Raw genomic sequence first — 18285 nt, 5'->3', positions numbered from 1 at the left:
AATGGCTGAAGTCATCGTCTACTCCAGCGATTATTGCCCTTACTGCTCGCGCGCCAAGTACCTGCTCGAGAGCAAGAACGTCGACTTCGAGGAGATCAAAGTCGATGGCAAGCCACAGATTCGCGCTGAAATGACTAAAAAGGCTGGCCGCACGTCGGTTCCTCAGATCTGGATCGGCTCGGTCCATGTTGGAGGTTGCGACGACCTGTTCGCCCTGGAACGCGCTGGCAAGCTCGACGCACTGTTGAGCGCCTGAATTCGAACCCTACGTACAAGACCTTAAAAGTAAGAAGGATCTGAGATGACCGATCAAACGAATAACGGCGCCACTTCCAACGAAGAAGCACCACAGTTCTCCCTGCAACGCATCTACGTTCGTGACCTGTCCTTCGAAGCGCCAAAAAGCCCGGCGATCTTCCGTCAGGAATGGACCCCAAGCGTCAGCCTGGACCTGAACACCCGTCAGAAGCAGCTGGAAAATGACTTCTACGAAGTCGTGCTGACCCTGTCGGTCGAAGTGAAGAACGGCGAAGAAATTGCCTTCATCGCTGAAGTCCAGCAAGCCGGTATCTTCCTGATCAAGGGCCTGGACGCGGCTTCGATGAGCCACACCCTCGGCGCGTTCTGCCCGAACATCCTGTTCCCGTATGCCCGTGAAACCATCGACAGCCTGGTTGTCCGCGGCTCGTTCCCTGCGCTGATGCTGGCTCCGGTGAACTTCGACGCCCTGTACGCCCAAGAGCTGCAGCGCATGCAGGAATCCGGCGAAACTCCGACCGTTCAGTAAGCCTTGCGGCCTGAATGAAAAAAAGCGCCTGTGATGGGCGCTTTTTTTGTATGAGCGGACGCTAAAAACTGTAGGAGCGTGGCTTGTCCCGCGATCGGCGGGGAACCCGTCGTAAATCCATGTGATGTGCGGCGTACCAAAAATACCGTGGGCGCTGCATTTGCTGCCGGTTCCCGGCAGATCGCGGGACAAGCCACGCTCCTACAGGTGTGGATGCGATCGGTGTAGGAGTGAGCTTGCTCGCGATCAGGCCCGAAGGGCATCCGTGTAGAGATCCCGCGCCGGAGGGGTTATTTAAACCCCAACTGTCGCCAGCCTTCGTAGACGGCCACCGCCACGGTGTTTGACAGATTAAGGCTGCGGCAGCCTTCGCGCATGGGCAGGCGCAGGCGTTGGTCGCTGGACAGCGGGTCCAGCACCTCGGGCGGCAAGCCACGGCTTTCAGGGCCGAACACAAAGGCGTCGCCTTCCTGGAACGCCACGTCATGGAAAGGCTTCGAGCCCTTTGTGGTAAAAGCGAACAGGCGCGGATGACCGATGCTTTCCAGGCAACTGGCAAGGTCGGCGTGGCGATGCAGGGTGGCGTACTCGTGGTAATCGAGGCCAGCACGGCGCAGACGCTTGTCATCCAGCTCGAAGCCCAGCGGCTCGATCAAATGCAGGCTGCAGCCGCTGTTGGCGCAGAGCCTGATGATGTTGCCGGTATTCGGCGGAATTTCTGGTTGAAAAAGGATCACGTGAAACATGCACGGCTCCGAACATAAGGACGGGATGCATTCTACCCCCGAAGAGGACCCGAGGCCGAAGCTATGGCCGCGGTTTTTGGGTTCGATCGCGATTTTCGGGGTCATGGTGGGTTTGATGATCGGCCGTGTCACCACGCCGGACCCGATCGCGCTCCAGCAGATCGAGCCGCTGCCCAATGGCGTCGCGGTGTGGTTTAACCGCGAGCCGCAGCTGCACGGCGAAATCGTCGACGGTGCCGTGGCGCTGCTGTTCAACGCCAAAGGCGAAGCGCAACGAGGCGAACTGAAGCTCAACGGTCGGGATGTGCGCTGGAGGGTGCAGAAAAGCGATAAGGGATTGTTGCTGAACCTGCTGGCGGCCCGTCCGTTGCGCGGTGAGTGGCACGGCGCAGCGCTGGACGGGCGCTGGAGACTCGAGGTGAGTCTCCGAGAGGAATAAAAGAGGGGAATCCCCGGCCTGCCTGTACCAAGGTCCCCAAAACTGGTGATGCTTAACCTATTGCAGCCTGCGTGCCAGTTTTGAGAATTCTCTGTAGGAAAGGTGAAAGTATCTCGTAGGAGCCTTATTTAAAGCCCCGATCAAGGTGCCTTGAACAAATGGGCGAGGGTCAATCGTTCGGATCAGCGTTCACATTTGGGTGTTTATTGATCAGGTTTGCACGCTATTCGCGCATTTTTGGGTGAAGGGTTACCAAAGTGATGCACGTGGCAGCCTGCGATGATCTTCGCTGATAAACCTGTGGGAATGAGCGTGCTCACAATTGCTGCGTTCCAGCCCATGAAAAAAGGACTGAATGTACGGGCCCGTTCGTGAGCAAGGTCACTCCCACAGGGGACGTTGATCGCTACATTAAAACGGCACATCCCCCAGAATTGTCGCGCGGTGCATCACCCGACGCTGCGGTCGGTAGTCGTCCACCGCACCGGGATACTGTGCGCTGATGCGCTTCAGCCGTAACAAGGCCATGGCAATGACTCCGCTTCTATATATAGACGATTCGTTTGGGCTGCACTGCGCTCGCGACGCAGCGGCTGCAAGATAACCTCGGATGGTTCACTCGAGGTCCTGTAGTCGGCTTGCTGGCGAACGCGGCGTTTCAGTCGATATCTAGTTAACTGATCCGCCGCATTCGCCAGCAAGCCGGCTCCTACAGGTTCCGTCGATACCGTTCTTACGGGGTCTTACTGAGTGACGAACTTGGCGCTGACGTAAGGCGTTTAATCAGCCAGCACGGCATCGACCTTGCCTTGTCCCTTGAGGAACGCCGCGGTCTTGCCGATGGCTTTGGAGGTCGGCGCGTCCAGCTCGACCATTGCGCGCGACCAATGCTTCAGCGGCTCTGATGTGGGTTGCGATCAGAAAGGATAGGCAACGGTGAAATCCGCCGCTTGGGCAATCAAGGCAGAGCCTGCCAGCGACAACGCCGCCAACACGCGAAGAAGGTTGAATCGTTTCATGGTGACGCTCCGATGCAAGGCAGACCGAGGGCCGAATGATGAGGAGCGTAAATGATCTAAGAAGTGCGAAATAAATAACGTTTTGGTATGAGCTTAGAGAAGATTATTTCTTGAACGGGCCTTTCTGAGGGCGTCAACCGAAAAATCATCGGAAGCCCCGTGACCGTTCATCGAATTGTCACAATCTGTAAATAGGATCGGTCCGCTTGCCAAGACTGTCTGTGCTTCGCCCCGTGTCTGTCTGGTAAAAGCCAGCAACGGAAGCATGGGTGATGAGCAGAATGGCGGCCAGACTATCGTGACAGTCGGGTTTGCCAGTTAACTGATGAGCCTGTTCGTCACCTCGGTGAAAAACTGACGGCGAACAGGGTGACAACGGTAACAATCGCGTCTACGCGTTTGGTAAGTTCATTACTTTCAAAGGGTTACAACACTAATTCTCATGCTGTTTCGCACGGGGACCGTGACTGGACAGTCAAGTTCCAGTCGTACGATGTGCCGAAACGGATCGATCTGACGAACGGAGTCGAAATATTTTTTGGGAATTAGGTTAAGACGCCGATACACTCCGCAACGGACGGCTGAAACGGCTTGTGACATATAACTGCTTGGCATAAAAGCAGGCTCACAAAGTCTTTTTGGGTTTAAAGGATTTACCTTACCTTGCAGCCAGCTGTGAACGCGGTCTAGTCAATTAGTCTTGGGGTCATTGACTCATAGAGTCGGGCCAGCGCTAATCGCGCATCCGCGGTCTTGAGCCTTAGGTCTCAGAACCAAGGAACTACAAAAATTAGATTCAAGAGGAGCGAAACACAATGAAGAAGTCCACCCTGGCCTTGGCCGTGTATGCAGGTGTAATGGCCACTCAGGCTGGTGCAGCTGGTTTCCTGGAAGACAGCAAGGCAACCCTCAGTTCCCGTACTCTTTACTTCGAACAAGACCCACGTGAGCCGTCGTCTTCTGGTGCTAAAGGCCAGGATCAGCGTCAGACCACCCAGGGCTTCCTGTTCAACTTCATCTCGGGTTACACCCCTGGCACTGTAGGCTTCGGTCTCGACGTGCAAGGCATGTACGGTATCAACCTGAGCGGCGGTATCGACAACCGCGCCGCCAACGGCAGCACTGCAAACACCGTTTCGCCGACCAGCTCCGACGGTACTCCGCAACACGACTGGGCTCGTGCCGGTGCCAACGTCAAGGCGAAGATCTCCAAGACCGAGCTGAAAATCGGTAACGCTCTGCAGCCAAACCTGCCGATCCTGGTATCGAACGACGGTCGTCTGCTGCCGCAAACCTTTGAAGGTGGCATCGTCACTTCCAAGGACATCGACAGCCTGACTCTGACCGCCGGTAAGCTGACCAAGGCTGCTGGCCGTGCCTCCACCAACTACGACAACCTGTCGGTTTCGGGTGGCACCAAGGGCTCCAACAACTTCCAGTTCGCCGGTGCTGACTACAAGCTCACCAAAGACCTGACCCTGCAGTACTACTACGCCAACCTGGAAGACTACTACAAGCAGCACTTCTTCGGTTTGCTGCACGTTCTGCCAATCGGTGAAGACCAGTCGTTCAAATCCGACCTGCGTTACTTCCACAGCACTTCCGATGGCAAGAACGGCCAGGCCAACAACGTTGGCTACCGTCTGACCGGTAACGGTTACTCGGGTACCGGTAGCGACACCGGCGAGATCGACAACGATCTGTGGACCGCAATGTTCACCTATACCCTGGGTGGCCACGCCTTCATGCTGGGTTACCAGTCTTCGAGCGACAGCGGCGCCATGCCGATCATCAACAACGGCAGCGTAGTTGACGGCCGTGGTCGTAACGAAGGTGAAGGTGGTAACTCCGTTTACCTGTTCACCGACAGTATGATCACCAACTTCACCCGCGCCGGTGAGAAGACCAAGTTCGGTCAGTACTCGTACGACTTCGCGCGCCTGGGCGTTCCAGGTCTGAAGGCTGCGGTTGCTTACCTGTACGGTGACCAGATCCGTACCAGCGCCACCGGTGGTCGTGGTACTGAGTGGGAACGCGACATGCGTATCGACTACGTCTTCCAGGACAGCTTCCTGAAAGGCTTCGGTGTGACTGTACGTCGTGCCAACCTGCGTTCGGATTCCGATCTGTACCCGCTGCAGCAGAACGTCGACCAGACTCGCGTTATCCTCAACTACACCTACGCTTTCAAATAAGCACTGGCTGGTTGAAAAGAGCCCCGCTTCGGCGGGGCTTTTTTATGTCTGAAACGAAATTAAATGACCGTTTTTTATAGCGAAAAAGACGCTCGCCATTGCCATTCGGTCTTTCAGTTTCGACTTTTTCGCAGGCACAGTATCGACATAATTCTCATACCAAAGGAGCTGACTGCATGAGCCTCAAACTTGGCGACATCGCCCCCGACTTCGAACAGCAATCCAGCCTGGGACCGATCAAGTTTCACGAGTGGTTGGGGGATAAATGGGGCGTACTGTTTTCCCATCCTGCCGATTTCACGCCAGTCTGCACCACCGAATTAGGCTTCACCGCGAAGCTCAAGGATGAGTTTGAAAAGCGCAATGTGAAAGCCATCGCCCTGTCGGTGGATCCGGTCGACTCGCACATCAAGTGGATCGATGACATCAATTCCACCCAGAACACGGTCGTCAATTTCCCCATCCTGGCGGACGCGGATCGCAAGGTGTCCGAGCTGTATGACTTGATTCATCCCAACGCCAGTGAAACGCTGACCGTACGCTCGCTGTTCGTGATCGACCCGAACAAGAAAGTGCGCCTGACCATCACCTATCCCGCCAGCACCGGTCGCAACTTCCACGAGATCCTGCGGGTGATCGATTCGCTGCAACTGACCGACAACTACAAAGTCGCCACCCCTGCGAACTGGAAGGACGGTGAAGACGTTGTGATCGTGCCGTCGATCAAAGACGAAGCCGAGATCAAGGAACGCTTTCCTAAAGGCTATAAAGCCGTCACGCCGTACTTGCGACTGACGCCGCAGCCCAATCGCTGATACACCGATTTCAACCACGACATTCGGGCCGATTTATCGGCCCTTTTTTATTTCGCCCCGTAGCAAGCCGGACCCTACAGTGAGCCGTGACGTAAATAGGCTTATATTCGATTAAGTTCTAATCAAATGAATAAATATGATTTTAGTGAATAACACACCCCTGTTATGGTCTCTCCGTCCTGGCGATACGTAGCCGGTCATGAATCCCCAAACGCCTTACTCGTCCGCTATCGGGCAAGCAGGTGCCACCTGTTAGCTACACAGCAAAGGAGCGTGCCATGCGCACTGTCATTTTGCGTCGAGGCCTGGTCGCTCTGTTTGCTGCGGCGGTGTCGTTCGGCGTCCTAACACAAGCTCAAGCCGATACCTTGCGCATCGGGTATCAGAAGTACGGCACGCTGGTGCTGCTCAAAGCCAAAGGGTCGCTGGAGAAAAAACTCGCAGAGCAGGGCGTGCACGTGCAATGGACCGAATTTCCGGGTGGTCCTCAGTTGCTTGAAGGCTTGAATGTCGGCTCCATCGACTTCGGGGTCACCGGCGAGACGCCTCCCGTTTTTGCTCAGGCCGCTGGCGCTGATCTGCTCTACGTGGCGTCCGAGCCACCGGCGCCGACCAGTGAAGCGATTCTGGTGCCCAAGGACTCGGCGATCACGTCGGTCAAAGACCTGAAAGGCAAGAAGGTCGTCCTCAACAAAGGCTCTAACGTTCACTACCTGTTGGTGCGGGCGCTGGAAGACGCGGGTCTGAAATACACCGACATTCAGACCGTCTTTCTGCCGCCCGCCGACGCGCGTGCCGCTTTCGAGCGCGGCAGTGTCGATGCCTGGGTGATCTGGGACCCGTACCAGGCCGCCGCCGAACAACAGTTGCAAGCGCGCACGCTGCGTGATGGCAAAGGCATCGTCGACAACAACCAGTTCTATCTGGCGACCAAGCCCTATGCGCAGCAGCACCCCAAAGTGATTCAGACGCTGGTCGAAGAAGTCCGCGCCGTGGGTGAGTGGTCCAAGGCCAACCCCGACGAAGTCACCAAGCAAGTCGCGCCATTGTTGGGCCTGCCGGAGGACATCACCAGGATTTCGGTCAAGCGACAAGGGTACGGCGCGCTGTTCATCACGCCTGAAACCGTCGCGGCGCAACAGAAGATCGCCGACACGTTTTATCAGCTCAAGCTGATCCCCAAACCGCTCAGCATCGCCGATGTGATCTGGACGCCACCCGCTGCTGTTGCGAAAGCGCAGTAAGCCTCGGCCTTGAGAGGAGACAACTCCATGAGCGTGGAAAAAGTAACCCACAAACTGGCGCCCTGGCTGCTACCGGTTTTATTGCTCGCGATCTGGCAACTGGCGGTCAGCGCCGGTTGGCTGTCGACCCGAATCCTGCCAGCGCCGAGTGCGGTCATCGAAGCCGGCGTGACGCTGGTGCGCAGTGGCGAGATCTGGACCCATCTGGCAATCAGTGGCTGGCGTGCCGGCATCGGCTTTGCCATCGGCGGTGGCATCGGTCTGGCCCTGGGGTTCATCACAGGCTTGTCGAAATGGGGCGAACGCCTGCTCGACAGCTCCGTGCAGATGATCCGCAATGTGCCGCATCTGGCGCTGATCCCGCTGGTCATCCTGTGGTTCGGCATCGATGAAAGCGCCAAGATTTTTCTGGTGGCGTTGGGCACGCTGTTCCCGATTTATCTGAACACGTATCACGGGATTCGCAATATCGACCCGGCGCTGGTGGAGATGTCCCGCAGCTATGGTTTGTCCGGTTTTGCGTTGTTCTGGCACGTCATATTACCGGGTGCGATGCCTTCGATTCTGGTGGGTGTGCGCTTCGCACTGGGCTTCATGTGGCTGACGCTGATCGTGGCTGAAACCATCTCCGCCAGCTCCGGCATCGGCTATCTGGCAATGAATGCCAGGGAGTTTCTGCAGACTGACGTGGTGGTGCTGGCGATCGTGTTGTACGCCGTGCTCGGTAAATTGGCGGACCTCGCCGCGCGGGGTCTGGAGCGGGTCTGCCTGCGTTGGCACCCGGCGTATCAAGTGGCAAAAGGTGGCGCGCGATGAGCACTCTCCAACAACCGGCAAACCTGTTGCGCGGGATTCCCCTGCAAGTGCGCAAGCTCAAGAAAACCTTTGGCTCGCGGGAAGTCCTCAAAGACATCGACCTGCACATTCCGGCCGGGCAATTCGTGGCCGTGGTCGGTCGCAGCGGCTGTGGCAAAAGTACCTTGCTGCGCTTGCTTGCCGGCCTTGATCAACCCTCGAGCGGTCAGTTGCTCGCAGGGTCCGCTTCGCTGGCCGATGCACGAGAAGACACACGATTGATGTTCCAGGAAGCGCGTCTGCTGCCGTGGAAAAAGATCATCGACAACGTCGGGCTGGGGCTCAGCGGAGACTGGCGTGGCAAAGCGCTGGAAGCACTGGAGGCCGTCGGCTTGGCCGAGCGCGCCAACGAGTGGCCGGCGTCGTTGTCCGGCGGCCAGAAACAACGTGTGGCGCTGGCGCGTGCGTTGATTCACCAACCGCGCCTGTTGCTGCTGGACGAACCGTTGGGCGCGCTCGATGCCTTGACCCGTATCGAGATGCAGCAATTGATCGAAAACCTCTGGCAGAAGCACGGCTTCACGGTGTTGCTGGTGACGCACGACGTCAGCGAGGCCGTGGCGATTGCTGACCGTGTGTTGCTGATCGAAGAAGGCCGCATCGGGCTTGATTTACAGGTCGATCTGGCGCGACCACGTGCACGTGGCTCACACCGGCTTGCCGCGCTGGAAACCGAAGTCCTTAACCGCGTGCTGTCGCTGCCAGGCAGCCCGCCCGAACCCGAACCGTCATCACCCCTGCCCACGCAACTGCGTTGGGCCAATTGAATCCAGGTGCAATGTTGCCTCTGGAACTGATCACTCAAAGGAAGACAGACCATGACTATCAAAGCCATCAACGTTCGTAACCAGTTCAAAGGCACCATCAAGGAAATCGTCACTGGCGACGTGCTGTCCGAAATCGACGTGCAGACCGCGTCTGGCATCGTCACTTCGGTGATCACCACGCGTTCAGTGAAAGAACTTGAGCTGGTGGTCGGCAGCGAAGTGATCGCCTTCGTGAAATCCACCGAGGTGTCGATCGCCAAGTTGTGATCGATGCGTTGTGATCAACCCCGAAGGGTGCGAGCCCTTCGGGGTTTTTGCTGTGTGGGATTTGACGCGGCAGCTTGCTCGGCAGGCCGAGGCGCGTTCTTGTGGGAGCGAATTCATTCGCGATGGTATTTATCGGGCGCCAGATATGCGGGGGCTGCACGGGCGTCTCGCGAATGAATTCGCTCCCACAGGGTTATGCGTTAGGACTCAAGCACGCGCTTGGGCAAGAACGGTGGCAGGTAAATGCCAAGATACGCATCGAACACCCGCTGGCCTTCTTCTGCCATGCGCGGCGTGATCGCGTTGTGCAGTTGTACCGAGCGTGCATAAACCCGGTCGGCGAGTTCGAGGGCGAGGGCGAACACTTCGATGTCGTCTGGCAAGGCGGGCAGCTGGAAGTGTTTGGCGAACAGTGCGTGCATGAGGTTGCCCAGTTCGACGTCGTGCTGACGATCCGCCTGGGTGACTTCGGTCAAGCCGTGCTGCGCCAGGATCAACTGCCGAGCGGCAGCGTCTTCACTGTAGATCGTGAGCATGCGTGCCTCGACCAGGCGTGACAGGTCTTGCCAGTGGTTGAGTCGGGCGTGGTCGATCGGTTGTTGCAGGCTTTCGCGAAAGGCGGCGTGCACATCGGCGGTCAGCCCTTCCAGCAATGCCGGGACGCTGGCGAAGAAGTGATAGACCGAAGAAGGCGGGATTTCCGCGCGTTCGGCCACACTGTAAATCGACAGGCTCGCCACACCGTCAGACGCCAATAACGTACGCGCGGCCTCAAGGATCGAATCGATCCGGGCCTGACTGCGTGCGCGGGGTTTGCGGGGTGTGGCGGGGCGGGTCATCGAAGCGTCTCGAGGGCGAAAGTCCGGGCATTGTACGCGAGATCATTGGGCAGATTATGTTCGGTGTAGGAGTGCTTGCCCGCGATAGAGTGTCCGTTGATGCTTCATGCCTGACGCAACGCCATCGCGGGCAAGCGTGCTCCTACAATGTTTCGCAGTCCCGGCAAGCCAGACTGCTACCGAAATCGATTCAAACGCGCCGTCTAAAATAAAAAACGCCCCCAGCCTTTCGGTTGGGGGCGTTCTTTTTATTTCACACCGCTATTTCACACCGTCAAACCGTGTGCAGATACCAGTTGTATTCAAGGTCGGAGATGGAGTGTTCGAACTCTTCCAGCTCACTTTCCTTGCACGCGACGAAGATATCGATGTACTTCGGATCGATGTACTTGGCCATGACTTCGCTGTCGTCCAGCTCGCGCAATGCATCGCGCAGGTTGTTCGGCAGGCTCTGCTCGTTCTGCTCGTAGGAGTTGCCTTCAACAGGCGCGCCCGGTTCGATCTGGTTGGTCATGCCGTGGTGGATGCCTGCCAGAACCGATGCCATCAACAGATAAGGGTTGGCGTCTGCACCGGCAACCCGGTGTTCGATACGCACGGCGTCCGCGGTGCCGGTAGGGACACGGACGGCCACTGTGCGGTTGTCCAGACCCCAGGTAGGCGAGTTGGGCGTGTAAAACTGAGCACCGAACCGGCGATACGAGTTGACGTTCGGGCAAAGGAACGCCATCTGCGCCGGTAGGGTCTCGAGCACACCGCCGATCGCATGACGTAATGCGGCGTTCTGCTCGGGATCCTCACTGGTGAAGATGTTTTTGCCATCGCGATCCAGGATCGAGATGTGGACGTGCAGACCGTTGCCCGCCTGGCCTGGATACGGCTTGGCCATGAAGGTGGTGTCCATCTCATGGTCGTAGGCGATGTTCTTGATCAGTCGCTTGAGCAGAACCGCGTAGTCGCAGGCTTTCAGCGCGTCAGCGGTGTGGTGCAGGTTCACTTCGAACTGCGCCGGAGCACTTTCCTTGACGATCGCGTCGGCAGGAATGCCTTGCTCTTTCGCACCTTCCAGAATGTCCTGGAGGCAATCGACGTATTCGTCGAGGTCGTCGATCAGGTAGACCTGTGTCGAGTGCGGGCGTTTGCCGGAGATCGGCGAGCGCGGGGGCTGTGGACGGCCGTTCACGTTTTCCTGATCGATCAGGTAGAACTCAAGCTCGAATGCCGCGCAGATGGTCAGACCCATCTCGTCGAACTTGCTGACCACTTGGCGTAGCACTTCACGAGGATCGGCGAAGAACGGCTCGCCTTCCAGTTCGTGCATGGTCATCAGCAGTTGTGCGGTAGGACGCTTCTGCCACGGTTCGTTGCAGAGAGTGTCGGGGATTGGATAACAGATTCGGTCAGCGTCACCGATGTCCAGGCCAAGACCGGTGCTTTCCACCGTCGAGCCATTGATATCCAGTGCGAAAAGAGAAGCTGGGAGGTTGATGCCTTTTTCGTAAACCTTATGGAGGCTGGTGCGTTCAATGCGCTTGCCGCGCACCACTCCATTCATATCTGCAATCAGAAGGTCAACGTATAGAACCTCAGGATGTTCCTTAAGGAACGCGTTCGCTTCGTTGAGCTGAACGGCACGCGGGGGTACCGACATGATGCAACACCTTTGTTGTTGAAAATATCAATCATCGAGCATTACGGGGTTCAGTCAATCCGAAAGCCCAGATGAAGTCAAGAGAGCCCTGTTTTGCCCTAAAAAGGCGCCGTGAGGCCGTTTTTGCCGCACTTTAGGGCGGATTTCAGCCGTTGGAGGTGTTGGGAACTGCGATCTTGAGCGGGGCGTATTTTATTTTTTACGGGGCTGTTGTGTAAAAAAATGAACAACGCTAAGCTCGGTCGCAACCCATAACAGCAATAATACCGGGGGTCACATGTCTCGCCTTCCGCTGATCGGCGTCACCGCCTGCACTCAGCCAATCGGCTCGCATGCCTATCACATCAGTGGTGACAAATACGTCCGCGCAGTCGCCGTCGCTGCCAAGGGCCTGCCGCTGATTCTGCCGTCACTGGCAGAGCTGATCGATCCAGCCGACATACTCGCAGCGGTCGATGGTTTGCTCTTCACCGGTTCTCCATCCAACGTCGAACCCTATCACTATAGTGGTCCTGCCAGCGCGCCGGGAACTGCTCATGATCCTGCACGCGACCACACCACCTTACCTCTAATTCGTGCCGCTGTGGCCGCGGGCGTGCCTGTGCTGGGCATTTGCCGTGGGTTTCAGGAGCTGAATGTGGCGTTTGGCGGCAGTCTGCATCAGAAGGTTCACGAGACGGGAACCTTCATGGATCATCGTGAGCCAGACAACGAACCTGTTGAAATTCAATACGCTCCCAGCCATCCGATGCACATCGAGCCGGGCGGTGTATTGGCAGGTCTGGGTTTGCGAGAAGAAATTCGTGTCAATTCAATTCATGGCCAGGGCGTCGAGCGTCTTGCGCCCGGTCTGCGGGTCGAAGCGACCGCACCAGATGGCCTGATTGAAGCGATCTCGGTGCCGGAAGGCGCGCCTTTTGCTACAGCCAATGTGTTCGCATTGGGCGTTCAGTGGCATCCGGAGTGGCAGGTCACGCAAAACCCCGACTATCTTTCTATCTTCAAGGCATTTGGCGATGCCTGTCGAAAACGGGCAGCACAACGCGACGCACAAGCGTTAAAGAACGCCTGATCGCCATGATGGCGACCAGGAAATAACACCCCTGAGGTATTTATGAGTACCAACCTCGACCAGCTCACCGATTGGTTGAAAGAACACAGGATTACCGAAGTCGAGTGCATGATCTCCGACCTCACCGGTATCACGCGCGGCAAGATCTCTCCGACCAACAAGTTCATTGCCGAGAAGGGCATGCGCTTGCCGGAAAGCGTATTGCTCCAGACCGTGACCGGCGATTACGTCGAAGACGACATTTATTATGAGCTGCTGGACCCCGCAGACATCGACATGTTCTGCCGTCCTGACCAGAACGCGGTGTATCTGGTGCCCTGGGCCATCGAGCCCACTGCGCAGGTGATCCACGACACCTACGACAAGCAAGGCAATCCCATCGAGCTGTCGCCGCGAAACGTGTTGAAGAAAGTACTCAAGCTCTACGCCGATCAAGGCTGGCAGCCCATCGTGGCGCCGGAGATGGAGTTCTATCTCACCAAGCGCAGCGACGACCCGGATTATCCGTTGCAGCCGCCGGTCGGTCGTTCGGGCCGTCCGGAGACAGGCCGTCAGTCCTTCTCTATTGAAGCGGCCAACGAATTCGACCCGCTGTTCGAAGACGTCTATGACTGGTGCGAACTGCAGAACCTGGACCTCGACACGCTGATCCACGAAGACGGCACCGCGCAGATGGAAATCAACTTCCGTCACGGCGATGCGCTGTCGCTGGCCGATCAGATCCTGGTGTTCAAGCGCACCATGCGCGAAGCAGCGCTCAAGCACGACGTGGCCGCCACCTTCATGGCCAAGCCCATGACCGGTGAGCCTGGCAGCGCCATGCACTTGCACCAGAGCATCATCGACATCGAGACCGGCAAGAACATCTTCTCTAATGAAGACGGCACCATGAGTCAGCTGTTCCTGCAGCACATTGGTGGTCTGCAGAAACTGATTCCCGAGCTGTTGCCGCTGTTTGCGCCGAACGTCAACTCGTTCCGCCGCTTCCTGCCGGACACCTCGGCGCCGGTGAACGTGGAGTGGGGCGAAGAAAACCGCACCGTCGGCCTGCGCGTTCCGGATGCCGGCCCGCAAAACCGCCGTGTGGAAAACCGCCTGCCGGGCGCCGATGCCAACCCCTATCTGGCGATTGCCGCGAGCCTGCTGTGCGGTTTCATCGGGATGGTCGAAGGCCTCAACCCGAGCGCACCTGTCGTGGGTCGCGGTTATGAACGTCGTAACCTGCGCTTGCCGTTGACCATCGAAGACGCGCTGGAGCGGATGGAAAACAGCAAGACCATCGAGAAGTACCTGGGGCAGAAATTCATCACCGGCTACGTCGCGGTCAAGCGCGCCGAGCACGAAAACTTCAAGCGTGTGATCAGTTCGTGGGAGCGGGAATTCCTGCTCTTCGCCGTCTGAAGAAACGGGCGCCACGCGGCCTTGCAAGGTCCGTGGCGCCTGACACGCGATATCCGTCAATGGAGTGGTTTCATGAGTTCCAACAACCCGCAAACCCGCGAATGGCAAGCGCTCAGTAGCGAGCATCACTTGGCGCCGTTCAGCGACTTCAAGCAGCTCAAAGAGAAAGGCCCGCGCATCATCACCCGCGCCAAGGGCGTTTATCTGTGGGACAGCGAAGGCAACAAGATCCTCGACGGCATGGCGGGCCTGTGGTGCGTGGCCATCGGTTACGGTCGTGACGAACTGGCCGATGCCGCCAGCAAGCAGATGCGCGAACTGCCGTATTACAACCTGTTCTTCCAGACCGCTCACCCGCCAGCGTTGCAACTGGCCAAAGCCATTTCCGACGTCGCGCCTGAGGGCATGAACCACGTGTTTTTCACCGGTTCCGGCTCCGAAGGCAACGACACTGTATTGCGTATGGTTCGCCACTACTGGGCGGTCAAAGGCAAGCCGAACAAGAAAGTCATCATCAGCCGCATCAACGGCTACCACGGCTCTACCGTGGCGGGCGCCAGTCTGGGCGGCATGACGTATATGCATGAACAAGGCGATCTGCCGATTCCGGGCATCGTCCACATCCCGCAGCCTTACTGGTTCGGTGAGGGCGGTGACATGACCCCGGACGCGTTCGGCGTCTGGGCGGCCGAGCAGCTGGAAAAGAAAATCCTCGAAGTCGGCGAAGACAACGTCGGCGCGTTCATCGCCGAGCCGATCCAGGGCGCGGGCGGTGTGATCGTTCCGCCTGACACCTACTGGCCGAAGATCAAAGAGATCCTCGCCAAGTACGACATCCTGTTCGTCGCCGATGAGGTGATTTGTGGCTTTGGTCGTACCGGTGAGTGGTTCGGTAGCGATTTCTACGACCTCAAGCCTGACCTGATGACCATCGCCAAGGGCCTGACCTCGGGCTACATCCCCATGGGCGGCGTGATCGTGCGCGATGAGGTGGTGAAGGTGCTGAACGAAGGCGGCGATTTCAACCACGGCTTTACCTATTCGGGTCATCCGGTGGCGGCAGCGGTCGGTCTTGAAAACATCCGCATCCTGCGTGATGAGAAGATTGTCGAGCGTGTGAAATCGGAAACGGCACCATACTTGCAAAAGCGTTTGCGTGAGTTGAGCGATCATCCGTTGGTGGGTGAAGTTCGTGGCGTCGGCATGCTGGGCGCCATCGAGCTTGTGAAAGACAAAGCCACTCGCGAGCGTTATGTCGGTCAAGGCGCGGGCATGATTTGCCGAACGTTCTGCTTCAATAACGGACTGATCATGCGAGCGGTGGGTGACACGATGATCATTTCGCCGCCGCTGGTGATCAGCTTCGCCGAGATCGATGAGTTGGTGGAAAAAGCACGCAAATGCCTGGACCTGACCCTTGAGGCACTTCAAAGCTGAGGGCGGATGTGGGAGTGAGCTTGCTCACGAAAGCGGAGTGTCAGTCACTGTATCCGGCACAGGCAGACCGCAATCGTAAGCAAGCCCACTCCCACAGAAGGGTGAGGTTGTTGGCGTGCAGATGAAATCTTTGAAAGTTATGCAATAAGGCAGGCCGGTCTGCTTGTAAGCCCGCCCAGGAAATTGCCAGACTAACGGTTGTTTTAGTCGCCGCTAACATAAAAAACATTGGAGCTGTACGAATGAAGAAATTTGGCAAAACCCTCCTCGCGTTGTCCTTGATGGGCGTGGTGTCCGCTGCGGCACACGCCGATGACAAAGTTCTGCATGTCTACAACTGGTCCGATTACATCGCGCCGAACACCATCGCTGATTTCGAAAAGGAATCGGGCATCAAAGTGGTGTATGACGTCTTCGACAGCAACGAGACCCTGGAAGCCAAATTGCTGGCCGGCAAGTCCGGTTACGACATCGTCGTTCCGTCGAACAACTTCCTGGCCAAACAGATCAAGGCCGGCGTTTACCAGGAGCTGGACAAGTCCAAGCTGTCCAACTACAAAAACCTGAACGAGAAGCTGCTCAAGGCCGTCTCGGTCAGCGACCCGGACAACAAGCACGCCTTCCCGTACATGTGGGGCTCGATCGGTATCGGCTTCAACCCGGACAAGGTCAAGGCCGCATTGGGCGCCGATGCGCCGGTCAATTCCTGGGACCTGCTGTTCAAGCCTGAAAACATCGCCAAGCTCAAAGGCTGCGGTGTGAGTTTCCTGGATTCGCCGACCGAAATGCTGCCAGTGGCGCTGCATTACCTGGGTCTGCCAACCGACAGCCAGAAGAAAGAAGATATCAAGAAGGCTCAGGATCTTTTCCTGAAGATTCGTCCTTCGGTCACATACTTCCACTCGTCCAAATACATTTCGGACCTGGCCAACGGCAACATCTGCGTCGCCGTGGGTTATTCGGGTGACATCTACCAGGCCAAGGCCCGTGCTGAAGAAGCAGGCGGCAAGGTCAAGGTCAGCTACAACATTCCGAAAGAAGGTGCTGGCAGCTTCTACGACATGGTCGCCATTCCTAAAGACGCCGAAAACGTCGAAGGCGCCTACAAGTTCATGAACTTCCTGCTGCAGCCTAAAGTCATGGCCGAAATCACCAACGCCGTTCACTTCCCGAACGGTAACGCGGCGGCGACCGAGTTCGTCGACAAGGACATCACCTCTGACCCAGGCGTTTACCCGCCAGCCGATGTTCTGGCCAAGCTGTACGCGATCGCCGATTTGCCGGCAGCGACCCAGCGTGAAATGACTCGCGCCTGGACCAACATCAAATCGGGCAAATAAGCCTGGTCAAAGCGTGCCGCCTTATCAGCGGCACGTGCATAGCTGTGTAGGAGTGAGCTTGATCTGGGCCGCAATCGGATGCGTCATTGACACACCGCTTTCGCGGGCAAGCGCGCTCCTACAGGTCCCAAGTCGGGACAGCCATAACGAAAGTTTTTTTGCGAGCAGGGTTTATCGAAGGTAAGTTGCGCGCCGGATTTGTCACAGGCAGTCGTTACTGTCGTCGGCACGGGCAACAGGCCCACCTACTAAAAAAGGACTGCACACGTGTCTATTTCTTTATTTTCCAAAGGCTTGCTACTGGGAGCCGGCCTGACGTTCGCCGTCGGCGCTTACGCGGAGTCCACCGTCCGCATTTATAACTGGTCCGATTACATCGGCACCACGACCCTGGCGGATTTCGAATCCAGCACGGGGATCAAGACCAAATACGACGTGTTCGACTCCAACGAAACCCTGGAAGGCAAGCTGCTGGCCGGGCACACCGGCTATGACGTGGTCGTGCCGTCCAACCACTTCCTTGGCAAGCAGATCAAGGCCGGTGCGTTTCAGAAGCTGGACAAGTCGCAACTCCCCAATTATTCCAACCTAGACCCCGAGCTGATGAAGCGCCTGGAGAAGAACGATCCCGGCAATCAGTACGCCGTGCCTTATCTGTGGGGCACTAACGGCATCGGCTACAACGTCGACAAGATCAAGGAAGTGCTGGGCGTCGACACGATCGATTCCTGGGCCGTGCTGTTCGAGCCAGAGAACATCAAGAAGCTGAAAAAGTGCGGCGTTGCCTTCCTGGACTCGGCAGATGAAATGATGCCGGCCGTGCTGAATTACATGGGCCTGAACCCCAACAGCACCGACGAAAAAGACTACAAGAAAGCCGAAGACAAGCTGCTGAAAGTCCGTCCTTACGTCACCTACTTCAACTCCTCGAAATACATCACGGACCTCGCCAACGGCGACATCTGTATCGCAGCCGGTTTCTCGGGTGACGTGTTCCAGGCCAAGGCGCGTGCTGAAGAGGCGGGCAAGGGCGTGAACATCGCGTATTCGATTCCCAAAGAGGGCGGCAACCTGTGGTTCGACATGCTGGCGATTCCGGCCGATGCGCCAGACGTCAAAGCAGCCCACGCCTTCATCAACTACATCCTCAAGCCTGACGTCATTGCCAAAGTCAGCGACCAGGTGGGTTACGCCAACCCGAACCCGGCTTCGGGCGAGCTGATGGATCAGGACATTCGCAACGACGAATCGGTGTACCCCTCGAAGGAAGTGCAGCAGCGTCTGTACGTGAACTCCGAGTTGCCACCGAAAATTCAGCGTGTGATGACGCGCAGCTGGACCAAGATCAAATCCGGTAAATAAAGACCTGGCGCCCGGCCATATTGGCCGGGCGCAAAAACAGTTGGGAGTT

17 protein-coding genes and 1 pseudogene are annotated in these 18285 nt (G+C 57.3%); 14 read left to right on the top strand and 4 right to left on the bottom strand.

Annotation, left to right across the window (positions count from 1 at the left end; genetic code table 11):
• Position 1: 1 nt before the first annotated feature.
• Both grxC and secB read left to right on the top strand, forming a co-directional pair.
• Positions 2–256: a glutaredoxin 3 gene (gene grxC / locus AB4N84_RS08980; RefSeq protein WP_074758054.1), complete on the top strand. Its 255-nt coding sequence runs from the start codon at positions 2–4 to the stop codon at positions 254–256.
• A 45-nt stretch (positions 257–301) separates the two neighbouring features.
• On the top strand, positions 302–787 hold the full coding sequence (secB, locus tag AB4N84_RS08975) for a protein-export chaperone SecB (protein WP_074758056.1): 486 nt from the start codon (positions 302–304) through the stop codon (positions 785–787).
• A 290-nt stretch (positions 788–1077) separates the two neighbouring features.
• Here secB and trmL read toward each other — a convergent pair whose 3' ends face one another.
• On the bottom strand, positions 1078–1533 hold the full coding sequence (gene trmL, locus AB4N84_RS08970) for a tRNA (uridine(34)/cytosine(34)/5-carboxymethylaminomethyluridine(34)-2'-O)-methyltransferase TrmL (RefSeq protein ID WP_074758058.1): 456 nt from the start codon (positions 1531–1533) through the stop codon (positions 1078–1080).
• On the opposite strand from trmL, the gene AB4N84_RS08965 reads away from it, so the two are divergent.
• Positions 1532–1972: a hypothetical protein gene (locus AB4N84_RS08965; protein WP_074758060.1), complete on the top strand. Its 441-nt coding sequence runs from the start codon at positions 1532–1534 to the stop codon at positions 1970–1972. The two genes, trmL and AB4N84_RS08965, sit on opposite strands and share 2 nt — an antisense overlap.
• A 411-nt stretch (positions 1973–2383) precedes the next feature.
• On the opposite strand, the pseudogene AB4N84_RS08960 reads toward AB4N84_RS08965, so the two are convergent.
• Positions 2384–2455, bottom strand: a pseudogene (locus AB4N84_RS08960) (hypothetical protein); the annotation flags it as partial.
• Between the two features lie 1351 nt (positions 2456–3806).
• Here AB4N84_RS08960 and AB4N84_RS08955 point away from each other — a divergent pair.
• From AB4N84_RS08955 to AB4N84_RS08930, 6 genes are all read left to right on the top strand, one after another.
• On the top strand, positions 3807–5186 hold the full coding sequence (locus tag AB4N84_RS08955) for an OprD family porin (protein ID WP_460046039.1): 1380 nt from the start codon (positions 3807–3809) through the stop codon (positions 5184–5186).
• 176 nt (positions 5187–5362) lie between these two features.
• A complete protein-coding gene (locus tag AB4N84_RS08950; RefSeq protein ID WP_460046038.1) occupies positions 5363–6001 on the top strand; it encodes a peroxiredoxin in 639 nt (212 codons plus the stop codon).
• Between the two features lie 278 nt (positions 6002–6279).
• A complete protein-coding gene (locus AB4N84_RS08945) occupies positions 6280–7245 on the top strand; it encodes a sulfonate ABC transporter substrate-binding protein (RefSeq protein ID WP_460046036.1) in 966 nt (321 codons plus the stop codon).
• Between the two features lie 27 nt (positions 7246–7272).
• On the top strand, positions 7273–8061 hold the full coding sequence (gene ssuC, locus AB4N84_RS08940; RefSeq protein WP_460046034.1) for an aliphatic sulfonate ABC transporter permease SsuC: 789 nt from the start codon (positions 7273–7275) through the stop codon (positions 8059–8061).
• The gene (gene ssuB, locus AB4N84_RS08935; protein ID WP_460046033.1) at positions 8058–8867 is read left to right on the top strand and encodes an aliphatic sulfonates ABC transporter ATP-binding protein; all 810 of its coding nucleotides are present in this window, start codon (positions 8058–8060) and stop codon (positions 8865–8867) included. The genes ssuC and ssuB overlap by 4 nt, the downstream gene beginning before the upstream one ends.
• 51 nt (positions 8868–8918) lie before the next feature.
• On the top strand, positions 8919–9134 hold the full coding sequence (locus AB4N84_RS08930) for a TOBE domain-containing protein (protein WP_062379390.1): 216 nt from the start codon (positions 8919–8921) through the stop codon (positions 9132–9134).
• A gap of 200 nt (positions 9135–9334) precedes the next feature.
• Here the strand turns inward: AB4N84_RS08930 and AB4N84_RS08925 are convergent, their stop codons facing one another.
• Positions 9335–9973, bottom strand: a complete 639-nt coding sequence (locus tag AB4N84_RS08925; protein ID WP_460046032.1) for a TetR/AcrR family transcriptional regulator — start codon at positions 9971–9973, stop codon at positions 9335–9337.
• Positions 9974–10247: 274 nt separating this feature from the next.
• Positions 10248–11624 carry a glutamine synthetase family protein gene (locus AB4N84_RS08920; RefSeq protein ID WP_074758074.1) on the bottom strand — a complete coding sequence of 459 codons (1377 nt, stop codon included), beginning with the start codon at positions 11622–11624 and terminating at the stop codon, positions 10248–10250.
• A 277-nt stretch (positions 11625–11901) separates the two neighbouring features.
• Between AB4N84_RS08920 and AB4N84_RS08915 the strand changes: the two genes are divergently transcribed.
• The 5 genes from AB4N84_RS08915 (at position 11902) to AB4N84_RS08895 (ending at position 18236) form a co-directional block, all read left to right on the top strand.
• The gene (locus AB4N84_RS08915; protein ID WP_074758076.1) at positions 11902–12696 is read left to right on the top strand and encodes a gamma-glutamyl-gamma-aminobutyrate hydrolase family protein; all 795 of its coding nucleotides are present in this window, start codon (positions 11902–11904) and stop codon (positions 12694–12696) included.
• 42 nt (positions 12697–12738) lie between these two features.
• The gene (locus tag AB4N84_RS08910; RefSeq protein WP_074758078.1) at positions 12739–14097 is read left to right on the top strand and encodes a glutamine synthetase family protein; all 1359 of its coding nucleotides are present in this window, start codon (positions 12739–12741) and stop codon (positions 14095–14097) included.
• 72 nt (positions 14098–14169) lie between these two features.
• Complete coding sequence (locus AB4N84_RS08905) at positions 14170–15534, top strand: aspartate aminotransferase family protein (protein ID WP_074758080.1); 1365 nt, start codon at positions 14170–14172, stop codon at positions 15532–15534.
• A 242-nt stretch (positions 15535–15776) separates the two neighbouring features.
• Positions 15777–16874, top strand: coding sequence for a polyamine ABC transporter substrate-binding protein (locus tag AB4N84_RS08900; RefSeq protein WP_074758082.1), 1098 nt, complete (start codon positions 15777–15779; stop codon positions 16872–16874).
• A 267-nt stretch (positions 16875–17141) separates the two neighbouring features.
• A complete protein-coding gene (locus AB4N84_RS08895; protein WP_074758084.1) occupies positions 17142–18236 on the top strand; it encodes a polyamine ABC transporter substrate-binding protein in 1095 nt (364 codons plus the stop codon).
• The last annotated feature ends 49 nt before the right edge of the window (positions 18237–18285 follow it).

It is taken from the genome of Pseudomonas sp. S2_H01 (assembly GCF_054668305.1).
The sequence above is the reverse complement of the archived record's forward strand: the minus strand, read 5'-3'. Positions and strand labels throughout refer to the sequence as shown.